This is a genomic window from Mycobacterium sp. pV006, from assembly GCF_041287115.1.
In the GTDB taxonomy this organism is placed as follows: domain Bacteria; phylum Actinomycetota; class Actinomycetes; order Mycobacteriales; family Mycobacteriaceae; genus Mycobacterium.
On the sequence record NZ_JBGGKT010000009.1, the window covers coordinates 47,957 to 70,391 of the forward strand.

The following is a 22,435-nucleotide window of genomic DNA, read 5'->3' on the forward strand; positions in this document are numbered from 1 at the left end:
TTAGCCCCGGCGCAGCAGCTGCTCGGCGTTGTCCCGCATGATCCGCTTCTTGGCGGCGTCGTCGAGGGGATCGAGCAGCTTGACGAAGTCAGCCGGCTCCGCGAGACCTTCGGCGTGCGGGAAGTCCGAACCCATCAGCAGGCACTCGTCATATCCGAGCCGCTCGACGATGGCCGGGATGTCGTCTTCGGGATAGGGCACGACTCCGACATGGCGACGGAAGATCTGCGACGGACGTTCGGTCAGCTTGCCACCGATCCACGGGCCGTTGCGGCCCATTCCGCGGCTCTTGTCCATGTGGATGAGGAATTGCGGCACCCATTCGGCCCCATGTTCGGCGACCAGGACGTTCAGACCAGGGAAACGGCCGAACAGGTTGTCGAAGATCAGCGCGGACAGCGTGTCCTCGATCGGTCGCTGCCCATAGATGTTCATCCACTGCCACGCCGACATGTGCCACGCCGCCGGATCGGGGTTATGTCCCCACGCCGGCGAGATCGCATTGAAATACCAGTAAGGCTGGATGTGGAAGACCAGTGTGCAGCCGGCCTCCTGCAGCCGCGCGTAGATCGGGTCGAAGTACGGGTCGCCGGGTGAACGGCCGTAGGCGGGCCCGGTCGGCAGCAGTACCATGCGTGCGCCCTGCTCGATGATCGCCTCCGTCTCCGCGATCGCCAGATCGAGGTCGCGCAGTGAGAGCAGCGCCGTAGCGTAGATCTTGTCGTCGTAGTTGAAACCCCAGGTGTCGTCGAACCAACGATTGAAGGACCTCAGGTTTGCGTACAACGCCTCGGTGTCGTCGACGTAATGTTCTGCAGCCAAGGCCATTCCGGCGGGAAAGATGACTGCCCGCTCCACATTCTGCGCAGCCATCACCCGCAGTCGCGGTTCCCGTTCGAGATATTCGGGCTGCATGGGCTGCGGCTCGTAGGTCTCGTCGGGATTTCCCGACCCCATCTGCTTGAGCATCTCCTTCAACGAACCCGGCCGATAGGCCAGGTCGAAGCCCAGCCCCGCCTCACTGTTGAAGGTGGCCACCCGGTGGCCGGCAAGGATGACTTCCTTCCCGTCGGCGCCCCGCACGGGGGCGATGGCACGGTCATGAAATTCTTTGGGCAGGTACCGGGTGAATGCATCGCGCGTCTCATAGCAGTGCGTGTCGCAGTCGAAGATCCCGTACCCGAGTCTGCCTGTCATGCCGTGGCCCCTTCCCGTGAGAATCATTATTCTCCGATACTGGAAAACATACTATCCTCGTTCGGGAATGCCTATCCCGGGTTGGGGAGGCTACGCCGGACCAGGAGGCAACGTGCCCAAGAGCGAGCTCGACGAACTCCGTGAGGCGGTCCGCGACTTTCTGGGCAAGGCATCGTCGAGTCAGACCGTGCGCGAGCTGATGTCGACCGAGGACGGCTATGAGGACACGGTGTGGCGCCAGATGGCCAACGAACTGGGGCTGCACGGTATCGCGGTCCCCGAACAGTGGGGTGGCGCCGGGGCGGGGATGCCCGAACTGGCGGTTGTCCTCGAGGAGATGGGCGCCGCGCTGCTGTGCGCGCCCTTCTTCTCGACTGTTGCCATGGCGACCACCGCCCTGCTTTCCAGCAGCGACCAGGAAGCGATCGGCGACTTCGTTCCCGGGTTCGTCGACGGTTCGGTCACCGCGACACTCATCCTCAATGGGCGCCTCGACGCGTGGGACGCGGGAGCGGTCACACTGACCGCGCAGCGAGTGGACGGCGGGTACCGCGTGTCTGGTGAGGCTGCGATGGTGCTCGACGGCCACACCGCCGATGTCGTCCTCGCAGCCGCGAACACCGAACGCGGACCGTCACTGTTCGCTGTGTCCTCGGATGCGCCCGGACTGCGCCGCCGAGTGTTGGCCGGCTTGGACCGCACCCGCAAGGTGGCCCACCTGATCTTCGAGGAGGTGCCGGCGCGGTTGATCGGCACCGAGGGCGACGCGGAGATCCCGTTGCAGCGGACCTCCGACATCGCCACTCTGGCACTTGCAGCCGAACAACTCGGCGCCGCACAGCGCTGCCTGGACATGGCCGTCGACTACGCCAAGAGCCGTATTCAGTTCGGTCGCGCGATCGGCAGCTTCCAAGCGGTGAAACATCGCTGCACGGACATGCTGATCCTCGTCGAAGGAGCCCGCTCGGCGGTGGCACACGCCTCCGACGTCATCGACAGCGACGAGTTCGCCATCGCGGCCTCCGTCGCCAAGATGGCGTGCTCGGAGGCCCTCCTGCAGGTCGCGCTCGACAACCTGCGGGTGCATGGCGGCATCGGCTTCACCTGGGAACACGACGGTCACCTCTACGTCCGCCGCGCCAAGGCTTCGGAGCTGATGCTCGGCAGTCCGGACTTCCATGCTCAGCGCCTCGCCGCCCTGGTCGCCCCATGAAAGGAAACCTGTGACCCTCTCGTTCTCCCTCGAACTCCCCACGCACCGTGTCGATGCCGAGGAGGAGTTCGTGTGCGCATCGGCGATCTCCGAAATCGCCGGTGCTGCCGAAGCAAACGGGTATGCGGCAGTGCACGTCACCGACCATCCCGCCCCCGACGGAAAATGGCTCGACCACGGCGGCCACCATGCGCTCGATCCGTTTGTCGCCCTGTCGTTCGCCGCTGCTGCGACGTCGACCGTCAGGCTGTTGACCAACGTGTACATCGCCGCCTACCGCAACCCGTTCCTCGGAGCGAAGGCGATCCAGAGCCTGCAGGTGCTTTCGGGCGGGCGATTGATCATCGGGACGGCGGCGGGCTATCTCAAGCCCGAATTCCGGGCGCTGGGAATAGATTTCGACAACCGGGGCGCCCTCCTCGACGAGGCGCTCGACGTTCTCGACAAGGTGTTCTCGGGACAGGACGTCGCCTACGAGGGAACCTCTTTCGCCGCGCGGGGTGTGCGTCTGCGTCCTGTCCCGGACAAGCCACCGGTGTGGATCGGCGGCAACAGCAAGGTCGCGGTCCGCCGGGCGATATCGCGCGGACAGGGCTGGGCACCGTTCAACACCTTCGGATACGCAACGGCGTCGCGTACGGCGGAGATCTCCACGCTCGACGAACTCGAATCGGCCATCAACTGGGCCAGGAACTACGCCGACCAGGTCGGCCGGACGACACCCTTGGAGATCTGCTTTTCCGCAGGCAATCTCCTCGACTCCACCCGCTCGGTCGACGAACGTCACGCAACCCTGCAGCGACTCGCCAGTGCGGGTGTCACCTGGCTGCCCATCGCGCCCGCCGGCGCCGACCGCGCCGAGGTGCTCGAAGAGGCCGCGCAGTTCGCCAAAGAGTTCATCGCGACGTAGTGCTCATCCAGCCATCAGGCTCCCGTCTGCGAAGCCATCGACGCTGACCTTGCGATGAGCGAACAACCATGCCTGCCCGACAGGCACCAGCACATCGCGGTACCTCCCCCAGTGGTCCAGACCGACATCGGTATACACCGCGAAGTAGCTGCTCACCTCGATCCGGTCCGCCGCGACCGAGCCGAAACGCACGCTCGACACGTGGTGGCGAACGTGACTGGGCTTCGGCCGGCCCGCATCGCTCGGCGCGCTCAGCGCCGCACCGAGTCCGGCGACGATCTCGGCAGGTCCGGTCAGCGGTTGTGCCCCGCCCGTGAACTCCAAGATGCCGTCTACCGCGAAACATGCAGCGAGCACGGGCAAGTCGAACCGGTCGGTCGCCGCGGTGTAGTCCGCCAACGTCTGGCGCACCGATTCCCTTGCCACGATCTCCCACATCTGCATGCGCACTCCTCTGCACTGGTTCCCGGACCGAAAACAACGTCCCGCCGAAGCATATGGATGTTCGCACAGCGAGGTGATAACGTCATTCTCACTAATCGTAAATGCTGATATTCGCTGCTCCTGAGGAGGAATCAGCCCCATGGCCACCCGCTCGCTGCCCTACCCGGTTTTCGACATCGACAACCACATGTACGAGACCACCGATGCGTTGACCAAGTTCCTCCCTCGCCAGCACCGGGGGAAGGTCGGCTACGTCGAGGTCAACGGACGTCCGAAGCTGGTCGTCAAGGACCACATCAGCCATATGATCCCCAACCCGACGTTCGAGCGGGTGGCGCGACCGGGCAGCGCCGAGGACTACTTCCTCGGCAACAACCCCGAAGGTCTGAACTTCCGCGAATTCGTCGGTGAGCCGATGGAAGTCATTCCTGCCTTCCAGCATCCGGCGCCACGTCTGGAACTGATGGATGAACTCGGTATCGACCAGTGCGTGATGTATCCGACGTTGGCCAGCCTCATCGAGGAGCGCACCACCGACGACGTGGTCCTCACCCACGCGATCATCCACGCACTCAACGAGTGGATGCACGAGCACTGGACGTTCAACTACCAGGACCGGATCTTTGCCACCCCGGTGATCTGCCTGCCCTTGGTCGACGAGGCCATCAAGGAGTTCCACTGGTGCCTGGAGCGCGGGATGAAGACATTCCTGGTCCGGCCCGCGCCGGTGCCCAGCCGGTTCGGCGGGTCACGGTCCATGGGGCTGCCCGAGTTCGACCCCTTCTGGAAGGAGGTGGTCGACGCCGGCATTCCCGTGACGTTCCACGCCGCGGACAGCGGCTACCAGAAGCACCTCATGGAGTGGGAGGGCGGCGACGAGTACCTGTCGTTCAAGCCCAGTGCGCTGCGGGAGGTGGTGATGGGGTTCCGCGCCATGGAGGACACATTGGCGGCGTTGATCTGCCACGGGGCCCTCTCCCGCTTCCCCGACCTCAAGGTCCTCGTGGTGGAAAACGGCAGCGGCTGGGTGCGAAATCTGCTGCGGCTGTTGGACAAGGCCTACCGGACGATGCCCAAGGAGTTCGACGAGCATCCCGTCGAGGTGTTCAAGCGCAACGTCTACATCCACCCGTTCCTCGAGGATGACATCAAGGGGATCATCGAGATCATGGGTGAGGACCACGTGATGTTCGGCTCGGACTTCCCGCACCCGGAGGGCATCGGCGACCCGTTGAGCTTCGTCGACCGGCTCGAGGGTGTGTCGGAATCGGCCAAGGCGAAGATCATGGGCGGCAACGCCATCGAGCAGTTGGGGCTCAAGGTCTCGGTATGACGGACACGTCCGTGACGCCCTCTGTTTCACCGAAGACCTTCGACGGTATCGCCGGCTTCGAATCCCACGTCGGGGAGCACCTCGGCTACAGCGACTGGCGGCAGGTCACGCAGAAAGAGATCGATCTGTTCGCCGAGGCGACGGGTGATCATCAGTGGATCCACGTCGACCCCGAGCGGGCGGCGGCCGGGCCGTACGGCAGGACCATCGCGCACGGGTATCTGACGCTGTCGCTCGTTCCGCTCTTGGTCAAGCAGATCTACCAGGTGACGGGGCTGTCGATGCAGGTGAATTACGGCGTCGACAAGCTGCGGTTCCCGGCGCCGGTTCCGGTGGATTCGCGGATCCGCGCCGGCGCCGAACTGATCAAGATCGAACGAAATGATCGTGGCGGACGGGCGACCGTGCGGGTGACGGTCGAAGTGGAGGGCTCCGACCGCCCCGCCTGTGTGGTGGACACCATCGCCGCCATGGTCGACGCCTGAGCGCGCTAGGCGTTCAGGAGCTTCTCCCCGATCACGTTTCGAGCGCGTAGCGAATCGATCTGCTCGTCCGAGAGCCCATGTGCGCGAAGCACATCGGTGTTGTGCTGCCCCAGAGTCGGCGGCGCACTGCGATGGTGGTGCGTCGGCCCGACGCTGAACCGGAACGGCCACCCCGGGTAGCGGTGCCGGCCAGTGATGGAATGTTCCAGCTCCTGATAGAACCCGCGCGTTTCGAGCTGCTCGACGTCGTACATCCTGTCCGCTGTCAGCACCCGGCCGGCCGGCACCCCCCGCTGACCCAGTTGCTCGACGGCGTCATCCGGTTCCAGCGTTGCACACCACGCAGAGAGCACGTCATCGATGTCTTCTTGGTTGGCGCGGCGGTCTTCCGGGGTGGCGAATCGGGGGTCCGCGAGCAGTTCAGCGCGACCGATGAGTTCCACCACCGCCTGCCAGTCGGCATCGTCACGGATACTGACGGCAACCCACTCGTTTTCTCCGTCAGCGGGATAGACGCCTTGCGCGTAGTGCCGATGGCGGTTGCCCTCCCGTGGTCGCAGCGCACCGGTGAGCGAGTACTCGATGACCGGCTCGGCGGTGACCGCTGCGCCGACCTCGATCTGCGCGACCTCGATCAACTGACCCTCACCGGTCCGGGAGCGGTGGTCGAGCGCGGCCAGCAGGGCGACCGCCGCGTGCACGCCGGCGAGCGGGTCAGCCGGTCCCTGCAGATTGCACGGTGGGCCATCGTCGTACCCGGTTACGGCCGACATTCCGGAGAGCTGCTCGATGTTCAACGCCCAGCCGACATAGTCGCGCCACGGGCCCTCGAGGCCGAACCCGGGCATGCGCACCATGATGACGTCCGGATTCACCTGCGCCAGCGAGTCGTAGTCGAGCCCGAACTGCTCGACCACCCGAGGCGAGAAGTTCTCCACCACCACGTCGGCCTCGGCAGCCAGTTTCATCGCAAGCTCTCGCCCCTCGACCGAAGACAGGTCCAACGTGACATCGCGCTTGTTCAGGTTGGTCCCCTGCCACAGCGGGCCGCGCTCGTACCAGTCGTCGCCTTGGCGGAGCAGGGCTCCCGAGAACCGGTGCGCGTCCGGGCGCTGGATCGACTCGATCTTCACCACGTCGGCGCCGAACGCACCGAGATAACACGTGAGATATGCCCCGGCCCAGAAAGTGCTGAGGTCGAACACTTTCAGGCCTGCGAAGGGCAGCGCGATGTCGCCGACTGGTTGGGGCGCGGCCGGCTCGTCGCGCGCCGGCCATGCCTCGGTCGGCACTGTGCCCAGGCGAGGTGCCGGTCCCGGCAACGTCTGAGCCGGAGTCTTCGAGAGTCGGAAAGCCGGTCCCGGGCGGAGGAAGCGCGTCGTCGTCGCAGGCTCGCCGCCGGTCTCGGTGAAGAATCGCCGCTCGGCGTACTGGGGACATCCCGATATCGAAGATCCGTCGGTCACCGGCGCTGCCGGTATGCGCATCGCTTGGCAGACATCGACGATCTCGGCGACGGTCATCGAATCCAGCCAGGGCTGAGCCTTCGCGAAGAACTCGTCGCGCTCGGGGCCGCCGAGCATGATCGCCAGCTGGTGCTCCTCGAACTCGGACAGACCGACCATTGCACACACATCGAGCCAGTGCTGACCGGTGAGGCAGTTGATGCCCACCCATCCGTCGGACGCACGCACGATACCCAGCATCGGGCCGGCTTTGGTGTCCGTCGGCAATCCCATGCTCTTGAGCCTTTCGGCCAGCATCATCGGGTATGGCAACGTCGACAACAATGACTCGAGCATCGAGAGATCGACCTCGACCACGCCGTCAGCTCCGTCGGCGACGCGCAACGCCGTGAGCGCACCGAGCGCCGCGTACGCCCCGCCGATGTACTCGGGGATTCGTCCGCCCGCTTGCACGGGTGTCCTGCCGAACTCCCGATCGTTCACCCAGCCCGAGACCGCTTGCAGCGTCAACGGTGTGGTTTCCCGGCCGCGAAGTGGTCCCGCTTGACCGAAATCGGAGATTCGAATAACCACCAGGTGGGGGTTGATCTGCTGCAAGCTGTCGGCACTCAACAAATCGACCCATTCCCCAGGTGCCGGAGCGGTCAGATTCTCCACCAAGACATCGGCACCGGCTATCAACTCTCGAACCGAGTCGGCCTGGCGGACATCCCGCAAATCCGCGGTGGCCCCGAGCTTTCCGGCGTTGAGGTACTCGAAGAGCCCACTGTGGACAAGTTGTGTGCCGTCGCCGAGGATCGGGCCCCAGGACCGCATCGGATCGCCATCCGGCGACTCGATCTTGTAGACATCGGCACCGAGGTCCACGAGAAGCTTGGTGCAGTACGGCGCCGCGATGTCGGTTCCGAACTCGACGACGCGAAGCCCGGACAGGGGCCCACTCAACATACCGGCACTCCGATCGCCTTGGGCTCCATGTAGGCACGCAGGCCCATCACACCCCCCTCGCGACCGATGCCGCTCTGCTTGAAGCCTCCGAACGGAGCATCTCCGGGGATGGTCCCGTTGATCGACACCTGTCCGGTGCGAAGTCGGCGTGCGATCGCGACGGCCCGATCGACATCGCCGCTCCAGACTCCACCCCCGAGTCCGTAGGAAGAGTTGTTGGCGATGGCAACGGCTTCGTCGTCACCGTCGTAGCGCAGGACGGTCAGCACGGGACCGAACACCTCCTCTTGGACGATCATCGCCTCCGCGGAGACACCGGTCAGAATCGTCGGCTCGTAGTAGAAGCCACGATCGTGGCCCGTGGCCGGCTGCCCGCCGGTCACCACTGTCGCGCCGTCATCGACGGCCCGCGCGACCAGTCCTTCGACGCGTTCGAGGTGTTGCGCGCTGATCAAAGGTCCCATCGTCACGTCCGCACCGACCGGATCTCCGACGACGGTCTCCTTCGCCAGCACGCTCAACCGTTCGACCACCTCGTCGTGAATGGCAGTGGGCAGCAGGAGCCGGCTGTTGAGAATGCATGCCTGTCCGGCGTGCAAGGTGCAGCCCTCGAACAGAATCCGTTGCAACAGCTCATCGTTCAGCTCGACATCGTCAGTCAGGATGGCCGCCGACTTGCCGCCGCATTCCAGCAGCACGCGCTTCATCGTGGTCGCCGCCCCGGCCATCACCTCACGGCCGACGGCCGAGCTACCGGTGAAGCTGACCATGTCGACGCGAGGATCCAGCGTGAGTAGCTTGCTCGCATCCACACCTGTCGGGGTCACGACGTTGACGACGCCGGGCGGGATGTCGGTCTCCTCGTCGATGATCTTGGCCAGGGCCAGTGCCGACAGCGGGGTCAAGGGAGACGGTTTCAACACCAGGGTGTTGCCGGCCGCCAGCGCCGCACCGAGTTTCATCACGTTGAGCGTGTGGGGAAAGTTCCATGGAGTCAGGGCAGCCACGACGCCGAGGGGCTCGTACCGCAGATAGGTCGTCCCCGCCGCCCCCCACGCGTCCATCGGAGCTTCAGCCGGCTCGATCGCCAGTTCCGCGGCATGCCCGACCATGAACGCCGGCCCCTCGACATGGATCAATCTCTCGTTTGACGTGCAGCCCCACTCGGCTTGGGCCAGAGCGTAGACATCGTCGCCGCGTGCGAGCAGCGCATCGCTGAGCTGCTGCAGACAACGTGCGCGCTCCTCAGGCTCGAGGTTCGGCCACGGACCGGCGTCGAAAGCCTGACGCGCAGCGGCCACCGCGGATTCGACCTGGGTGACCCCGGCGTCCGGGGCCGTCGTGAGGACCTCTTCGGTAGCCGGGTTCACGACGTCGTAGCGGCCGCCCTCCGGTTCGACCCATTGCCCGCCGATGTAATGCCCGTACTCCTCGACGAGTGGACTCGTTGTGACCATCGGCGCGTGAACCTCTCCCGCTGCGGCTGGACTGTCGGACTCTTGAGGAGGCGGCTGCGTGATCAACGGCAACGCGTGAGCTCCTACACATCAACCCTCTGTGTACACCTCCCGCTATTGTGGCGTCAATGTTTATTGTCCTGAACTGCGCTTTTCTTAGTGAACGCCACGGCGATTCAACGGCTCACGGCATGATGACCGGACACTACGTCTCATTGTGTCCGGGCGCTTCGTGCCGCGCGGCCGTTGCTTCAAGGTTCGGACGGCCCACTACATGTCGTTGCGCGATTGCCGGGTGACGATTGCCGGCCCCGCCAACGGCCGGGCGAGCACGCCAGCTCGTGCCTCGACGACCTCTGGTATCGCGTTGACCGCAGCCAGCGCCGTCACCGCCACGCCTGGATTCACCCGATCTGTCGGTGACTGTTCGAAATACAGCTCCAGGCACATACTGGGTCGTCCATCGACGCGAATGACCATGCCGCCTTGGTTTTCTCGTGACGGCCGGGGCCACCGGTCCGGCCAGGGCGTGGCACTGACCGTCGCGAAGTACTGGACCGCGACCCTCGGCTGGCCATCGATGACGCCGGCCAGCTGCCAGCGGTGCGCACAGATCGTGCCTTCGGCAATGACACCGATATCGGTCTGCAGATCCGCGGGTGCGAGCAGCGTCTCCCAATCGAGATCGATGCTGTCGAGTTCCAGGCCCAGGATGTCGGCGATGTATCGCACCACGGTCTCCCAGTCATGGTTGACCTTGCCCGAGGCGATCCGGGCGGGTACGTGGCCGTCGGGCTTTCCGAAGCCCATGGATTCGTGCAGGACGTCCCAGATCGGATATGACTTGTCCAGGTCGAGCGCGTATTCATCCATGCGGTAGCGGTCGACCGTACCGGCCCCCGTGAGCAGGGCGGTCGGGATGTTGAGGCTGACGAATCCCGGTTCAGCGCCGGTGGCGTAGAAGGTGGAATTGCCCTTCGCCGCCGCGGCTTCGATGGCAGCACGCCATTCCGGCGGCGCGGCAGGTGGGTAGACCATCGGGATCATCGCGAACGTGACGACGTTGATTCCCGCCTCGAGAAACCTGGCGATGTCGGCGACCGCGTCGTTCTCGCGCCGAACCGCTGTGGCGCAATACGCGACACAGTCGGGCGCGAGCGCCAGGACTGCATCGTGATCGTCGGTCGCGAGCACACCGACGTCCGAAGCATCGCACAGGCTTCCGGCGTCCACACCGACCTTCTCCGCCGTCGACACTTTGACTCCGACGAGTTCGAGCGCCGGGTCATCGATGATCGCCCGCAGCGCCTGCTTCCCGGTCAACCCGGTTCCTACGTGAACGACCCGATACTTCCGAGATCGGTCATTGGTCATCGATCACTCCTTCTGTGGACTTCTCGCGCGACATCAACCGCATGTGGATCACGGCGCCGACGCATGTACGGGTACACGTCCCCAGCCGAAGACATTGGGCATCTTGACCCGTTCGAGTCCCGCGACGTCGACGTCGTACTCCGGGATCAGATCGAGCAGGATGTCGATGGCGATCCGACCTTCCATGCGTGCCAGCGCCGCCCCGAGGCAGCTGTGTATGCCGTAGCCGAATCCGAGGTTGTGCCCGGAGTGTCGCCGGTGGATGTCGAAGCGATCAGCATCGGGAAACGCGCGCTCGTCTCTGGTGGCTGACCCGTTGATGAGCATGACGGGCTTGTGCTTGGGTATCACCGTGCCGTGAAGCTCGACGTCGATGTTGCTCCAGCGGATGTCGTACTGCGACGGCCCCTCATAGCGCAGCAGCTCCTCGAATGCGGCAGGGATGAGGTCTCTGTTGTTTCTCAGCGTTCGCCATTGGTCCTTGTGGCGCGCGAAGATGACCGCGGCGCTGGCGACCAGTTTGGTTACGGTTTCGGCACCCGCTCCGCCGAGCATCGACGCGAAAGCCGAGATCTCCATGTCGTCGAGACGGGTGGTGGTGCCGTCGTCGCGTTCGACTTCCGCCTCGATCAGTCGCGATATCATGTCGTCTTGCGGCTGAGATCGCTTCTGCACCACCAGGTCGTAGTAGTACCTCCACATCGATACCGCAGCCTCGCGGCCGGCCGGCGTGGTGCTGATGTTGCCCGGTTCCCGTTCCAGCAGTGCGTCCAGCCAATGACGTATCTGCTGTCGCCCTTCTGGTGGTACCCCCAGCATCGTGGTGATGATCTCCACCGGAAACAGTGCGGAAAAGTCTTCGACCATGTCGAACGATGTCACATCGATGTTCTGTGCGGCTGTTTCGATCACGTCGCGGATCATCGGCTCGAGCTTGGCGATCGACCGTGGGGTGAAGACCTTGTTCACCAGTGACCGCATACGTGTGTGCTGTGGGGGGTCCATCATGATGATCACCCCTTGGGGGACCATTGCGTCGGGGTCGATGAAGTGATCGAGCGTGACGCCCTTGGTCGAGGAATAGGTCTGGTGATCGCGCATCGCGGGGGCGACATCTGCGTAGCGCGACAGGGCCCAAAAGTCGTACTGCTCGCTGTGGTAGACCGGAGCGCGGTCGCGCAATTGGCGGTAGATCTCGAACGGGTCGTTGAAGAACTCCTCTGAGAAGGGGTCGAAATGAACGGATGTCGAGGAATTTTCGGCCCGACTGTTCACACAGCGCCCTCACGCAAGAAGTTGACGGTGTATTCCTGGCTCGTCAAACCTCTGGGGTCCAGCCCGATGAGGGAGAGCAACTGTTCCCACTTGCCTTGGTCGACGAACCAGTCCCAGCGGGTGATGTGTCCGTCTTGATTCGTCCAGATGTAATCCCACTCCCGGATCTCGAACACCGTGCCGTCGGAAAGTGTCCCCGCGTAGGTGTCGCAGGACGAGAAACCCCACTGCCCGGCCACGCATTCGAACGGACTGACGAGGTGGTAGTCCGGCAGGTACTTCCACCACATGCGCCATTCCGGGGTGAGCATGTCGCCGTCCGGCGCGTACTTGGCCATGGCCGCCGCGACTTCTTCGGAGAACATCTCCCTTGCGGTCTGCGGGGCACCGTCATTGAAGTGCGGGCTCATCATGACGTAATCGGGTGCGAAGATGAACTTTTCGCCGAAGTTCACGTGCCGGCCCCGCTCGATCGGCTTTGCATAACCCTCCCACTTCTCGAAGGCGATCGTTTCGTGCAGCGCCACTCGATCCTCGGTCATCTCGCATTCCCTTTCACTGGTGCAGCTTGGCGAATCGCTTCAGGTACGGCCAGGCGATGTCGGGCGGTATGCCGCCACACAGCGGAGCGATGTTGAATACCTCACTCGCGCCGATGCGCTGTCGCGCCTCCTCGACCGACAGGATCACGTGCGATGTCGACGTCCCGCGCAACTCGTCGACCGATGTGGCGGTGGTGATGTTGGCCGACACCGTGTTGTCGGGATTCCATTCCGAGTAGGCCATCGCGTCGTGCAGCAGGTACTTGCCGATCTCGTCCCAGGCGGCGTCGACATCGTCGGCGACGAAACAGTTCGTCGCGGCGTTCCGGTCCGGGATCAGCACGAAGCCGGGCTCGAACCCGTTGTCGCGGCATGCTGTCTCATAGGCTTCCCGCATTCCTGGAACTCCGCCGTTGGCCAGCAGCCCCAACCCGTTTCGGCCGGCACGGCGGGCGGCAGCCAGACTCGCCCCGCCCCAGCTCATCATGGGTCCCTGCGCCGACCGTGGTCGCGGAGTGACCCTCATGCGCCTACCCCCGTGGTCGACTTCCTCTCCGGCCAACAGTCGGCGCAGCACGTCGAGCTTCTCATCGGCGAGCCGACCTCGTTGCGCCATGGACAGACCGAAGTGGGCATACTCCTCGGGTCGATAGCCGATGCCGAATACGTAGGTGGCCCGCCCCGCGCTGATGTGGTCGAGCACGGCCATGTCCTCGGCCAGTCGCGCCGGATCGTAGAAGGGCAGCAGGATCGTCAGGTTGAGCATCAGCCGGTTGGTCCGAGCTGCGATCGCCGCACCGAGCAGCAGCGGCGACGGTAGGTAACCGTCGTCGGCGCAGTGGTGCTCGCACAGCACGACTGCCAGACAACCGTGATCCTCGGCCCATACCGACATATCGCAGGCGGCCGCGTACAAGTCGGTGGCCGGCGCTCCCCACGAGGGCGCTCGCATGTCGAAGCGAAGAGTGAACACCGCTGCTATCCGTTCTGCCGTACGTCGGAACCGATCACTTTCTGACTTCAGCGATCCGGACCGAGGTGAAAGTCCGATGCGCGATGCGCCATCCCTGCGATGTGCGCACGACGTGATCGTCGTAATACCCGATGGGATTCGCGCCGCCGCCGGGGAACAGGATCACTGCGTCCACGTACGTGCGGACGGTCGCGGTGTCCCCGGCGATATCGACGGCCTGGTTGGTCATCCGGTGCAGCGTGTGCTCCGCGCCGACGTGAGCTGCCTCCATGAACTCGGCGATCTCCGCAGCCGATTGCCAGTGGCCGATCACGCCGTAGTCGATATCGGCGTCCTCGGCGAACACCGTTGCGAGAAGGCTGTATTGGCGGGTGTCGATCGCCGTGGCATAGCGGATGCTCAGGTCGATGATCTCATCACGGTCAGACATCAGAGGTCCCCGTTCGGATGGATCACGATCCGGGGCGGACCCTCTGACCGTCGAGCCTGGTCCAGCGCCTCGGGTACCTCGTCGAGGCCGATGATCCTGCCGACGCTGGGCAACGGGTCGAGTGTCCCCGCGACGACGGAATCGAGAACGCCGTACCAGTCCTGAGGCATCGGACCTCCGCCGAACTGCATTGTCAGCCCGTTGCGGGTCGCCTCGGTGATACTCAAGGTATCGCCGGTGTACCACCCGCCTGCGCAGTAGATCCGCGAACAGAACTCTGCCTCCGCGACGATCTTGTCGATCAGACCCGAGGCGCCCACGCATTCGAAGACCACCGCGCAACCAGCCAGGTGCCGTTCGGCGCGCACCTGGCGGAAGACGTCGAACACCGACTGCTGCGCAGGGTCGACGAGGATGTGCGCGCCGAAGCCGGATCGGGCCAGTTCGCGGCGTTCTGCGTGGAAGTCGGACACGATGATCGGATCGATCCCGCGCGCGGTCAGTGCGGCAACCGCCGACAGCCCGACGGCGCCGGCACCGATGATGATCGGGATCTCGCCCGGTTGCATGTTCGACGACCGCACATAGAACTCGCCCACCGCGAAGGCGTCGACAACGGCGATCGCGTCGTCGGACACCGCACCGTCGACGGCCTTCGCGGTCGCCTCGGGCACGACGAGCAGTTCGCCGAAACTGCCCTGGGCTTCGGGGTGCTGACCGATGATGCGCAGGCCGCCCGCGCCGCCGTCGACCAGTCGGATCGGCATCGATGTCACCCGGGTTCCGACGGGGAACGCGTCGCTGCATCCCGGTCCATGGCCGATGACCTCACCCACGAACTCGTGTCCCATGACGATGTCGCGGTCGGGGTCATACAACGACCGACCGGTCGGATCGTTGATCGCGAGATCGGGATGGTCCATGTAGTGCACGTCCGAGGCACAGATGGCGGTGCTGAGCGTCTTCAGGAGGAGATCACCCTGCCCGGGAACCGGATCGGTGGTCTCGCGAACCGTCACCTTGCCGTTCCGCAATACGACTGCCCGCATTTGCCGCCCCTCAGCGAATTGACAACTTCTCTACTATTAGAGAACTATTCTCCAATTACTGTGAAAACCGTAGGATGCGCATTCCAGGGAGTCAAGATGCGAGGAGCACGTTCCGCGCCCGCAGACCGGGTCCTCGACATCGTCGAGCTCCTCGGTGAATCGGGCAGCGCCGGATTGCGCTTCTCCGACATCGCGCGCGAACTCGGCCTGTCACAAGCCACAGCCCATTCGATCCTCAAGACATTGAACGACCGCCGTTGGGTGACAAGGGATCCGGTTTCCAAGAGATTCGCCCTCGGACTCGCCCTGGCCCACATCGCGGAACGGTTCGAGGCCACGCGTCCGTTCGCCTCGCTCGCCCGAGAAGCCATCGCTCGCCTGTCGGGCAGCACCCGCATGCCGTCTTCGGTGGTCGAACGCTGCGGAGACGATCTCGTCATCACCGCCTTCGAACAAGCCGATGGAACCGCTGAAACCGTCTCGCCCCATGAGCGCATCCCGTATGCGCCCCCCTTCGGGATTGCCTGCGCGGCGTGGGATACACCAGAGCAACAGGAGTCATGGGTGCAGCGGGGAGCGGCTGAGGACGCACGCCTCGCCGAGCGCTTACGCGCGGTGTTGAGTCGCACCCGGGACCGCGGCTACGACGTCGACTGGATGACGCCCTCGCTGGCCCAGGCAGCCCGGGCTATCCATACGTTGTCCGGCGAGTCCGTCCCCGACAACCTGCACTCGGTCATCGAACAGCTCCGCCTCGAGTTCCTCTCCGCGAACCTGCTGTCTGACGACGATGCACGCGGCGCACAGCAAGTGGCCACGATCTCCGCCCCTGTCCTGGACGCGAACAACAAGGTATTGCTCATTCTGGGTGTACATCCGATGCGCCCGATGACGACAAACGAGATCGCGGCTGTCGCGGAACCGCTGATGCAAGAGGTGGACCACGTGGCGCGCGGCGGGAACCCCCCGAGGCGCAGCACCGGCTGGAGAGCCTGAGCGGGACCCTTGCCCTGACAGGTTCCCCATGACTGTCGGACCAACTTGGCGCCTTGCCCATATAGTGCGTGTCCTGCAGGGGGCCGCGATTGTGCGAAACATAGCCTAACCACCTGATTACGACGATTGACGCAGTCATGCCGACCCTGGTAGACAAATCGATGATCAGACATATCGTTCTCTAGTGTCCGATTGCTCTGACGCGAAGGAAGGCCTAGGTCCTACTGTGCCCGTTGCTCAGCCCGCCAACCCCACCACGTCCCATCCGCTGCATTCGCCCGATTTCTACGCCGGCGACCCCTACCCCGCATACCGGGAGCTGCGGAACACCGCTCCGGTGGTGTGGAACGACGTCACGAACTTCTGGGCGTTGCTGAAATACGAAGATGTCCGATACGTCTCCAGCCATCCCCACTTGTTCTCCTCCACCAAGGGCATAACGATCCCGGACCCGGTGCTGCCGGAGCCGGTGCAGGAAGGCAATCTGATCTTCACCGATCCGCCGCGCCACCGTCAGTTGCGCAAGCTCATCAACTCGGGGTTCACCCGCCGCCAGGTGACGTTGCTGGAGCCCAAGGTCAGGGAGATCGTCAAAGGGATACTCGACGACGTCGACCCGACCCGTGAGTACGAGTTCGCCGAGGAGATCGCCGCACCTCTACCCACCCGCATGATCGCGGAGATGCTGGGCGCCCCTCCCGAGGACTGGGAACAGTTCCGGACCTGGTCGGACGCCGCAGTCGGTGCTGATGACCCCGACATCGAACTCGAGCCTGTCGTCGCGCTGGCCGAACTCTACGAGTACTTCACGAAACTCATCGCCGCACGGCGGTCGGGGGAAGTCGCAGGACAGGACGACCTCCTCAGCATTCTTGCCGCCGCGGAGGTCGACGGCGTACGGCTGACCGATGAGGATCTTCTGAACTTCTCGTTCCTTCTTCTCGTGGCAGGCAATGAGACCACCCGCAATCTGATCGCGCTGGGCACCCTGGCGTTGATCGAGCATCCGGACCAGTTCGCCCTTCTGCGATCTGACCCATCTTTGTTGACCTGCGCGGTCGAGGAGATGTTGCGCTACACCAGCCCGGTCACCCATATGGCCCGGCAAGCCACCGCGGACGTCGAGATCCGAGGTCAGCAGATCAAGGCCGGAGACACGGTCGTGATGCTCTACGGCTCGGCCAACCGTGACGAAGAGGTCTTCGGCGCCAACAGTGAAGAGTTCGACATCACCCGAAACCCGAACCCCCACATCGCCTTCGGCGCCGGTGAGCATGCGTGTCTCGGTGCGCAGCTCGCACGGCTGGAGGCCAGAGTCCTGTTCGAGGTCCTGCTGGGCACCTACCCGACGATCGAACTCACCGGTGACGTGACACGTCTGCGCGCCACGATGGTGCCAGGAGTCAAACGCATGCCGGTCCGACTGGGAACGAGATCCTGATGGACTTCGACTACACACCCGAGCAAGAGCAGCTCCGCAAGGACTATCGCGAGCGACTCGAAGCGGTCATGACGCCGGAGCGCCGCGCAGCCGTCGCGGGCCTCATGGAAGGCGGAGCCGCGATGTCGGAATGCCGCCGGGCGCTGGGACGGGCAGGTCTGCTGGGCGTGGCATGGCCGGTCGAGTTCGGTGGCCATGGCCTGACAGCGCTGGAGCAGTACATTTTCGGCGAGGAAGCGCGCCGGGTGAACGCCCCGCTGCCCATGATCACGCTCAACACGGTCGGCCCGACGTTGATCCAGTTCGGCACGCAGGAGCAGAAAGACAAGTTCCTGCCGGCGATCCTCAAAGGCAAGGTCGACTTCGCCATCGGTTACTCCGAACCGGGCGCCGGCAGCGACCTCGCCTCACTGCGGACGACTGCCGTGCGGGACGGGGACGAGTACGTGATCAACGGCGCCAAGATGTGGACCAGCGGCGCGGAATTCGCCGACTACATCTGGCTGGCCGCTCGTACCGATCCGGAGGCCAAGAAGCACAAGGGAATCACCGTCTTCATCGTGCCCACGGACTCCCCCGGCTTCTCGTGGAAACCGCTGCACACCATGCCGGGCGTATCGACCTATTACACCTTCTACGACGACGTCCGCGTCCCCGCCAGTGCGATCGTGCTGGGCGAGAACGAGGGATGGAAGTTGGTGACCAACCAGCTCAACCTGGAGCGCGCGGCACTGGGCAACCTCGGCGCTCTCGAACCGCTGCTGGAGAAGACCGTGAAGTGGGCTCGGGAGACGCCCCTGGACGACGGCATGGTCGTCGACCAGCCGTGGGTTCAGCAAGCGCTCGCACGCGTCGAGGCGCAGGTGGCCGCCTATCGCCTGCTGAATCTCCGCGTCAACGCCAACATGGGTGCCGGCGCCATCGGCATGGCCGAGGCCTCGGCGGCCAAGGTCTTCGGCACCGAGCTCACCCAACGGGTCGCGCGCGAACTGCTCGACATCATGGGCCAGGCGGGCACCCGAAAAGGATCCGCCGCGCCGCTCGAGGGTCAGCTCGAGACCGCGTATCGGCTCGCGGTCATCAACACCTTCGGTGGCGGTGCCAACGAAATCCAGCGCGACATCATCGCTATGGCAGGTCTCGGGATGCCACGCGCGCCCCGTGACATGCGAGTGTCCTGAGAAAGGGAATCCGTGACCGACACAGCCAAAGACGAACTGCGCCAGCGCCTCGACGCACTCATCGGCACACCTACCGACGGGGTCGGCAAGCCGGTGCACGCGCCCGACCCGGTGAACACCGCAATGATCCGGCACTGGGCATACGCCCTGAGCGACATGAACCCCGCGTACCTCGATCCGGAGTTCGCGCAGAACTCTCGGCACGGCGGGATCGTGTCGCCACCGGTTATGTTGCAGACGTGGACGATGCCGCCACCGAAGCTGGAGGGTATCCACGAGCGTGGCGGGGTGCCGATCGAGATGAAAGGCGAGAACCCGCTGCAGTTCCTCGCCGACGCCGGCTACACCGGCATCATCGCGACCAACTCGGATTTCGAGATCGAGCGTTATCCCCGTGTCGGAGACGAGATCACGTCCGAGACGGTCTTCGACTCTATCTCCGACGAGAAGAAGACGGCCATGGGCAACGGCTTCTTCGTCACGTGGGTCACCACGTATCGCGACCAGAACGGCGATGTCATCGGACGCCAATGGTTCCGGACGCTGCGATTCAAGACGGGTGGATGATGGCCAGCAGACTCGCCCCGTCGATCAGCCCGGACACCGAGTTCTTCTGGTCCGGACTCAAAGAGCATGAGCTTCGGATCCAGCGCTGCACCGACTGCAACAGCCTGCGCGTTCCGCCGCGGCCCATGTGCGGGAAATGCCAATCGCTGAACTGGGACCACGTCGTGAGCTCGGGCCGCGGCACGGTGTACAGCTTCGTGATGCCGCAGTACCCGCCGCTGCCGTTCCTGGAGTACCCCTACGTCGTCGCGCTGATCGAGCTCGAGGAAGGGGTACGGATCGTATCGAACCTCTGCGGCATCGAGCCCGCCGAAATCACGGTCGGCATGCCCGTCGAGGTCTTCTTCGAGAAGTTCGAAGCCCTGCCGAGCGGCGACGAGCTGGTTCTCCACCAGTTCAGACCTGCCCTCTAGCCGAAAGTTCTCTACTCCAATGGATTTCACCTTTTCCGAGACACAGGAGACGGTCGGCAAGGTCGCGCGTCAACTGTTCGAACACCGAGCCACGCCCGAACGCCTCACCGAACTCGAAGCAGGCGAGACCCGCCACGACCCCGAACTGTGGGCGGAACTCGCCGCCTCCGACCTGCTCGGGATCGCGGTACCCGAGTCCCTGGGTGGCAGCGGCGGTGGCTTCCTCGAGCTCGGGGTCCTGCTGAGCGAAGTGGGATGGAGTGTCGCCCCGGTACCGCTCTATGCCACGCTCCTTCTCGGCGCCGACACCATCGCACGCCACGGCAATGCGGAGCTGCAGCAACGGTTTCTGCCCGGAGTTGTCGACGGCAGCACCGTCTTGACGGCCGCGCTGTCCGAACCCGGAAATTCCGATCCCGCAACGCCGCGCACCACGGCACGCCGCGATGGCGGCTCCTGGCGACTGGACGGCACCAAAGAGCTCGTACCCGCCGCGCAACTCGCCTCGGCGATCGTCGTATCGGCCACAGCGGACGACGGGCCAGGCCTGTTCGTGGTCGAGACGCAGGCCGAAGGCGTCGCTGTGCATCCGGTGAGCACCACCGACGGCCAGCCTTTTGCCGACCTGGACCTCACCGGCGTCGCCGCCGAACGCCTGACCGCCCAGGACGGTGACGCCGTCTCCGCGTTGTACACCCGTGCGCTCGTCGGCCTGTGCGCCATACAGATCGGTGTCACCGAGCGTGCGCTGACCCTCGCCGCCTCCTACACCAGCGAGCGTGAGCAGTTCGGCCGTCCCATCGGGTCTTTTCAAGCAGTGCAGCAGCGGCTTGCCGATGCGTTCATCGACGTGCAGGCGATCCGCTGGACCACCTGGCATGCGGCATGGCTGGTCAGCGAGGGCCGGGATGCCGACCGGGCGGCGAGCATCGCGAAGTTCTGGGCCGCAGAAGCCGGCGCCCGCGTCGTGGCCTCCGCCCAGCAGGTGCACGGCGGAATGGGCATCGATGTCACCTACGCCTTGCATCGATATTTCCTGTGGGCCAAGCAGATCGAGCTCTCGCTCGGATCCGCGTCACAACAGTTAGCCCGGCTGGGGGCCGGATATTCGGAAGGAATCAGCGAATGACCGCCACGATCGGCCGTACCACCACATTGGCTTGGGACTCGATCACCGTCGGCGACGACGTGACCCCGATGGAGGTGCCGGTCACAACCACGTTGATCGTCGCCGGGGCGATCGCTTCGCGCGACTACATGCCGGTTCACCATGACCGCGACTTCGCCAACTCGCAGGGATCCAAGGACATCTTCCTCAACATCCTCACCACGAACGGCCTGTGCGTGAAGTTCCTCCACGACTGGGCCGGCCCGGAGGCCATCGTCAAGAAGCTCTCCATCCGGCTCGGCGTCCCCGCCTACCCCAACGATCCACTTCGGTTCGAGGGCAAGGTCACCGACAAATCCTCCGACGCCGCCGAGGGACTGGTCGAGGTGACCTTCAAGGGCACCAACAGCCTCGGTGACCACGTCTCCGGTACCGCGGTCCTCAGCCTGCTCGACGGTGCGGGCGCATGACCCTCGGCGGTAAAGCTGCCCTGGCCGGCATCGGCCAGACCGAGTACTCGAAGGAATCCGGACGCACCGAGATGCAGCTGGCGTGCGAGGCGGTCAAGGCGGCTATCGCCGACGCCGGACTACGCCCGGCCGACATCGACGGCATGGTGACCTTCACCGTCGACGAGAACGAAGAGATCGAGGTCGCCCGCAATGTCGGCATCGAGAACCTCTCGTTCTTCACCAGGGTGCCGCACGGCGGCGGCGCGGCCGCCGGAACAGTCATGCAAGCCGCGATGGCGGTGGCGACGGGCGCGGCCGAGGCGGTCGTCTGCTACCGCGCGTTCAACGAACGCTCCGGGTTCCGGTTCGGGGGCGCCGGCCGCCAGCCGGGCGTCACACCCCTGTGGATGGCGCCCTACGCACCCTTCGGGTTCATGACCCCGGCCGCGTGGGTCGCGCTGCACGCCCAGCGGTACATGACCGAATACGGTGTCACCAACGCCGACTTCGGCAAGATCTCGGTCATCGACCGTAAGCACGCCGCGAACAACCCCGACGCCTGGTTCTACGGGAAGCCCATCACCCTCGAGCAGCATCAGCAGTCGCGCTGGATCATCGAGCCCGTCCTGCGCCTGCTCGACTGCTGCCAGGAGAGCGACGGCGGGGTGGCCATGGTGGTGACTAGTGTCGAACGTGCTCGCGATCTGCCGCACCGGCCGGCGGTCATCGTCGCGGCGGCTCAGGGTGCGGCTTACGACGGCGAGGTCATGACCAGTTACTACCGCGACGAGATCACCGGGCTACCCGAGATGGGCATCGTCGGCAACAAGTTGTGGCGGGATTCCGGGCTGAAACCCGACGACATCTCCACAGCGTTTCTCTACGACCATTTCACGCCATTCGTCTTCACCCAGCTCGAGGAGCTCGGCTTCTGTGGGCGTGGTGAAGCCAAGGACTACGTGTCGGTCGAGGAACTCTCACTGGGCGGCCGGATGCCGATCAACACCAATGGCGGGCTGTTGGGCGAGGCCTATATCCACGGGATGAACGGGATCACCGAGGGTGTACGCCAGGTACGGGGCACCTCTTACAACCAGGTCGACGACGTGGAACACGTCCTGGTGACCTCGGGGACTGGTGTCCCCACCAGTGGCCTGATCCTCGCCCCAGACCGGTGAGCC

The 22,435-nt window shown here is 64.6% G+C and carries 22 protein-coding genes; 12 read left to right on the forward strand and 10 right to left on the reverse strand.

Annotated elements, in window-relative coordinates:
* Positions 1-1,197 carry an amidohydrolase family protein gene (locus ACAG25_RS15130; RefSeq protein WP_370489287.1) on the reverse strand — a complete coding sequence of 399 codons (1,197 nt, stop codon included), beginning with the start codon at positions 1,195-1,197 and terminating at the stop codon, positions 1-3.
* Between the two features lie 112 nt (positions 1,198-1,309).
* On the opposite strand from ACAG25_RS15130, the gene ACAG25_RS15135 reads away from it, so the two are divergent.
* The gene (locus ACAG25_RS15135; protein ID WP_370489288.1) at positions 1,310-2,410 is read left to right on the forward strand and encodes an acyl-CoA dehydrogenase family protein; all 1,101 of its coding nucleotides are present in this window, start codon (positions 1,310-1,312) and stop codon (positions 2,408-2,410) included.
* A gap of 10 nt (positions 2,411-2,420) precedes the next feature.
* Positions 2,421-3,320 (forward strand): TIGR03619 family F420-dependent LLM class oxidoreductase, encoded by a 900-nt coding sequence (locus ACAG25_RS15140; RefSeq protein ID WP_370489289.1) that lies wholly within the window; start codon positions 2,421-2,423, stop codon positions 3,318-3,320.
* Between the two features lie 3 nt (positions 3,321-3,323).
* Here the strand turns inward: ACAG25_RS15140 and ACAG25_RS15145 are convergent, their stop codons facing one another.
* Positions 3,324-3,764 (reverse strand): nuclear transport factor 2 family protein, encoded by a 441-nt coding sequence (locus ACAG25_RS15145; RefSeq protein ID WP_370489290.1) that lies wholly within the window; start codon positions 3,762-3,764, stop codon positions 3,324-3,326.
* Between the two features lie 139 nt (positions 3,765-3,903).
* On the opposite strand from ACAG25_RS15145, the gene ACAG25_RS15150 reads away from it, so the two are divergent.
* Both ACAG25_RS15150 and ACAG25_RS15155 read left to right on the forward strand, forming a co-directional pair.
* Positions 3,904-5,097, forward strand: coding sequence for an amidohydrolase family protein (locus tag ACAG25_RS15150; RefSeq protein ID WP_370489291.1), 1,194 nt, complete (start codon positions 3,904-3,906; stop codon positions 5,095-5,097).
* A complete protein-coding gene (locus ACAG25_RS15155) occupies positions 5,094-5,582 on the forward strand; it encodes a MaoC family dehydratase (protein ID WP_370489292.1) in 489 nt (162 codons plus the stop codon). Before ACAG25_RS15150 ends, ACAG25_RS15155 begins: the two co-directional genes overlap by 4 nt.
* A gap of 5 nt (positions 5,583-5,587) precedes the next feature.
* On the opposite strand, the gene ACAG25_RS15160 is transcribed toward ACAG25_RS15155, so the two are convergent.
* From ACAG25_RS15160 to ACAG25_RS15195, 8 genes are all read right to left on the reverse strand, one after another.
* The gene (locus ACAG25_RS15160; protein WP_370489471.1) at positions 5,588-7,993 is read right to left on the reverse strand and encodes a CaiB/BaiF CoA transferase family protein; all 2,406 of its coding nucleotides are present in this window, start codon (positions 7,991-7,993) and stop codon (positions 5,588-5,590) included.
* Entirely contained in the window at positions 7,990-9,453 is a 1,464-nt protein-coding gene (locus ACAG25_RS15165; RefSeq protein WP_370489293.1) for an aldehyde dehydrogenase family protein, read from the reverse strand. The genes ACAG25_RS15160 and ACAG25_RS15165 overlap by 4 nt, the downstream gene beginning before the upstream one ends.
* A gap of 270 nt (positions 9,454-9,723) precedes the next feature.
* Entirely contained in the window at positions 9,724-10,647 is a 924-nt protein-coding gene (locus tag ACAG25_RS15170) for a dihydrodipicolinate reductase (RefSeq protein WP_370489294.1), read from the reverse strand.
* A gap of 228 nt (positions 10,648-10,875) precedes the next feature.
* Complete coding sequence (locus ACAG25_RS15175; protein WP_370489295.1) at positions 10,876-12,102, reverse strand: cytochrome P450; 1,227 nt, start codon at positions 12,100-12,102, stop codon at positions 10,876-10,878.
* The gene (locus ACAG25_RS15180; RefSeq protein WP_370489296.1) at positions 12,099-12,644 is read right to left on the reverse strand and encodes a hypothetical protein; all 546 of its coding nucleotides are present in this window, start codon (positions 12,642-12,644) and stop codon (positions 12,099-12,101) included. The genes ACAG25_RS15175 and ACAG25_RS15180 overlap by 4 nt, the downstream gene beginning before the upstream one ends.
* A 13-nt stretch (positions 12,645-12,657) precedes the next feature.
* Complete coding sequence (locus ACAG25_RS15185) at positions 12,658-13,617, reverse strand: LLM class flavin-dependent oxidoreductase (RefSeq protein WP_370489297.1); 960 nt, start codon at positions 13,615-13,617, stop codon at positions 12,658-12,660.
* Positions 13,618-13,651: 34 nt separating this feature from the next.
* A complete protein-coding gene (locus tag ACAG25_RS15190) occupies positions 13,652-14,047 on the reverse strand; it encodes a nuclear transport factor 2 family protein (protein WP_370489298.1) in 396 nt (131 codons plus the stop codon).
* A complete protein-coding gene (locus ACAG25_RS15195) occupies positions 14,047-15,096 on the reverse strand; it encodes a zinc-binding dehydrogenase (protein ID WP_370489299.1) in 1,050 nt (349 codons plus the stop codon). The genes ACAG25_RS15190 and ACAG25_RS15195 overlap by 1 nt, the downstream gene beginning before the upstream one ends.
* Positions 15,097-15,192: 96 nt before the next feature.
* Here ACAG25_RS15195 and ACAG25_RS15200 point away from each other — a divergent pair, with 96 nt between their 5' ends.
* The 8 genes from ACAG25_RS15200 (at position 15,193) to ACAG25_RS15235 (ending at position 22,432) form a co-directional block, all read left to right on the forward strand.
* The gene (locus ACAG25_RS15200; protein ID WP_370489300.1) at positions 15,193-16,092 is read left to right on the forward strand and encodes an IclR family transcriptional regulator; all 900 of its coding nucleotides are present in this window, start codon (positions 15,193-15,195) and stop codon (positions 16,090-16,092) included.
* 268 nt (positions 16,093-16,360) lie between these two features.
* Positions 16,361-17,533, forward strand: coding sequence for a cytochrome P450 (locus ACAG25_RS15205; protein ID WP_370489472.1), 1,173 nt, complete (start codon positions 16,361-16,363; stop codon positions 17,531-17,533).
* Positions 17,533-18,714 carry an acyl-CoA dehydrogenase family protein gene (locus ACAG25_RS15210; protein WP_370489301.1) on the forward strand — a complete coding sequence of 394 codons (1,182 nt, stop codon included), beginning with the start codon at positions 17,533-17,535 and terminating at the stop codon, positions 18,712-18,714. Before ACAG25_RS15205 ends, ACAG25_RS15210 begins: the two co-directional genes overlap by 1 nt.
* Before the next feature lie 12 nt (positions 18,715-18,726).
* Entirely contained in the window at positions 18,727-19,281 is a 555-nt protein-coding gene (locus tag ACAG25_RS15215; protein ID WP_370489302.1) for a MaoC family dehydratase N-terminal domain-containing protein, read from the forward strand.
* Positions 19,281-19,694 (forward strand): Zn-ribbon domain-containing OB-fold protein, encoded by a 414-nt coding sequence (locus ACAG25_RS15220; RefSeq protein WP_370489303.1) that lies wholly within the window; start codon positions 19,281-19,283, stop codon positions 19,692-19,694. The genes ACAG25_RS15215 and ACAG25_RS15220 overlap by 1 nt, the downstream gene beginning before the upstream one ends.
* 19 nt (positions 19,695-19,713) lie before the next feature.
* The gene (locus ACAG25_RS15225; RefSeq protein WP_370489304.1) at positions 19,714-20,823 is read left to right on the forward strand and encodes an acyl-CoA dehydrogenase family protein; all 1,110 of its coding nucleotides are present in this window, start codon (positions 19,714-19,716) and stop codon (positions 20,821-20,823) included.
* Entirely contained in the window at positions 20,820-21,272 is a 453-nt protein-coding gene (locus ACAG25_RS15230; RefSeq protein ID WP_370489305.1) for a MaoC family dehydratase, read from the forward strand. The genes ACAG25_RS15225 and ACAG25_RS15230 overlap by 4 nt, the downstream gene beginning before the upstream one ends.
* Positions 21,269-22,432 (forward strand): lipid-transfer protein, encoded by a 1,164-nt coding sequence (locus ACAG25_RS15235; protein WP_370489306.1) that lies wholly within the window; start codon positions 21,269-21,271, stop codon positions 22,430-22,432. Before ACAG25_RS15230 ends, ACAG25_RS15235 begins: the two co-directional genes overlap by 4 nt.
* Positions 22,433-22,435: the final 3 nt, after the last annotated feature.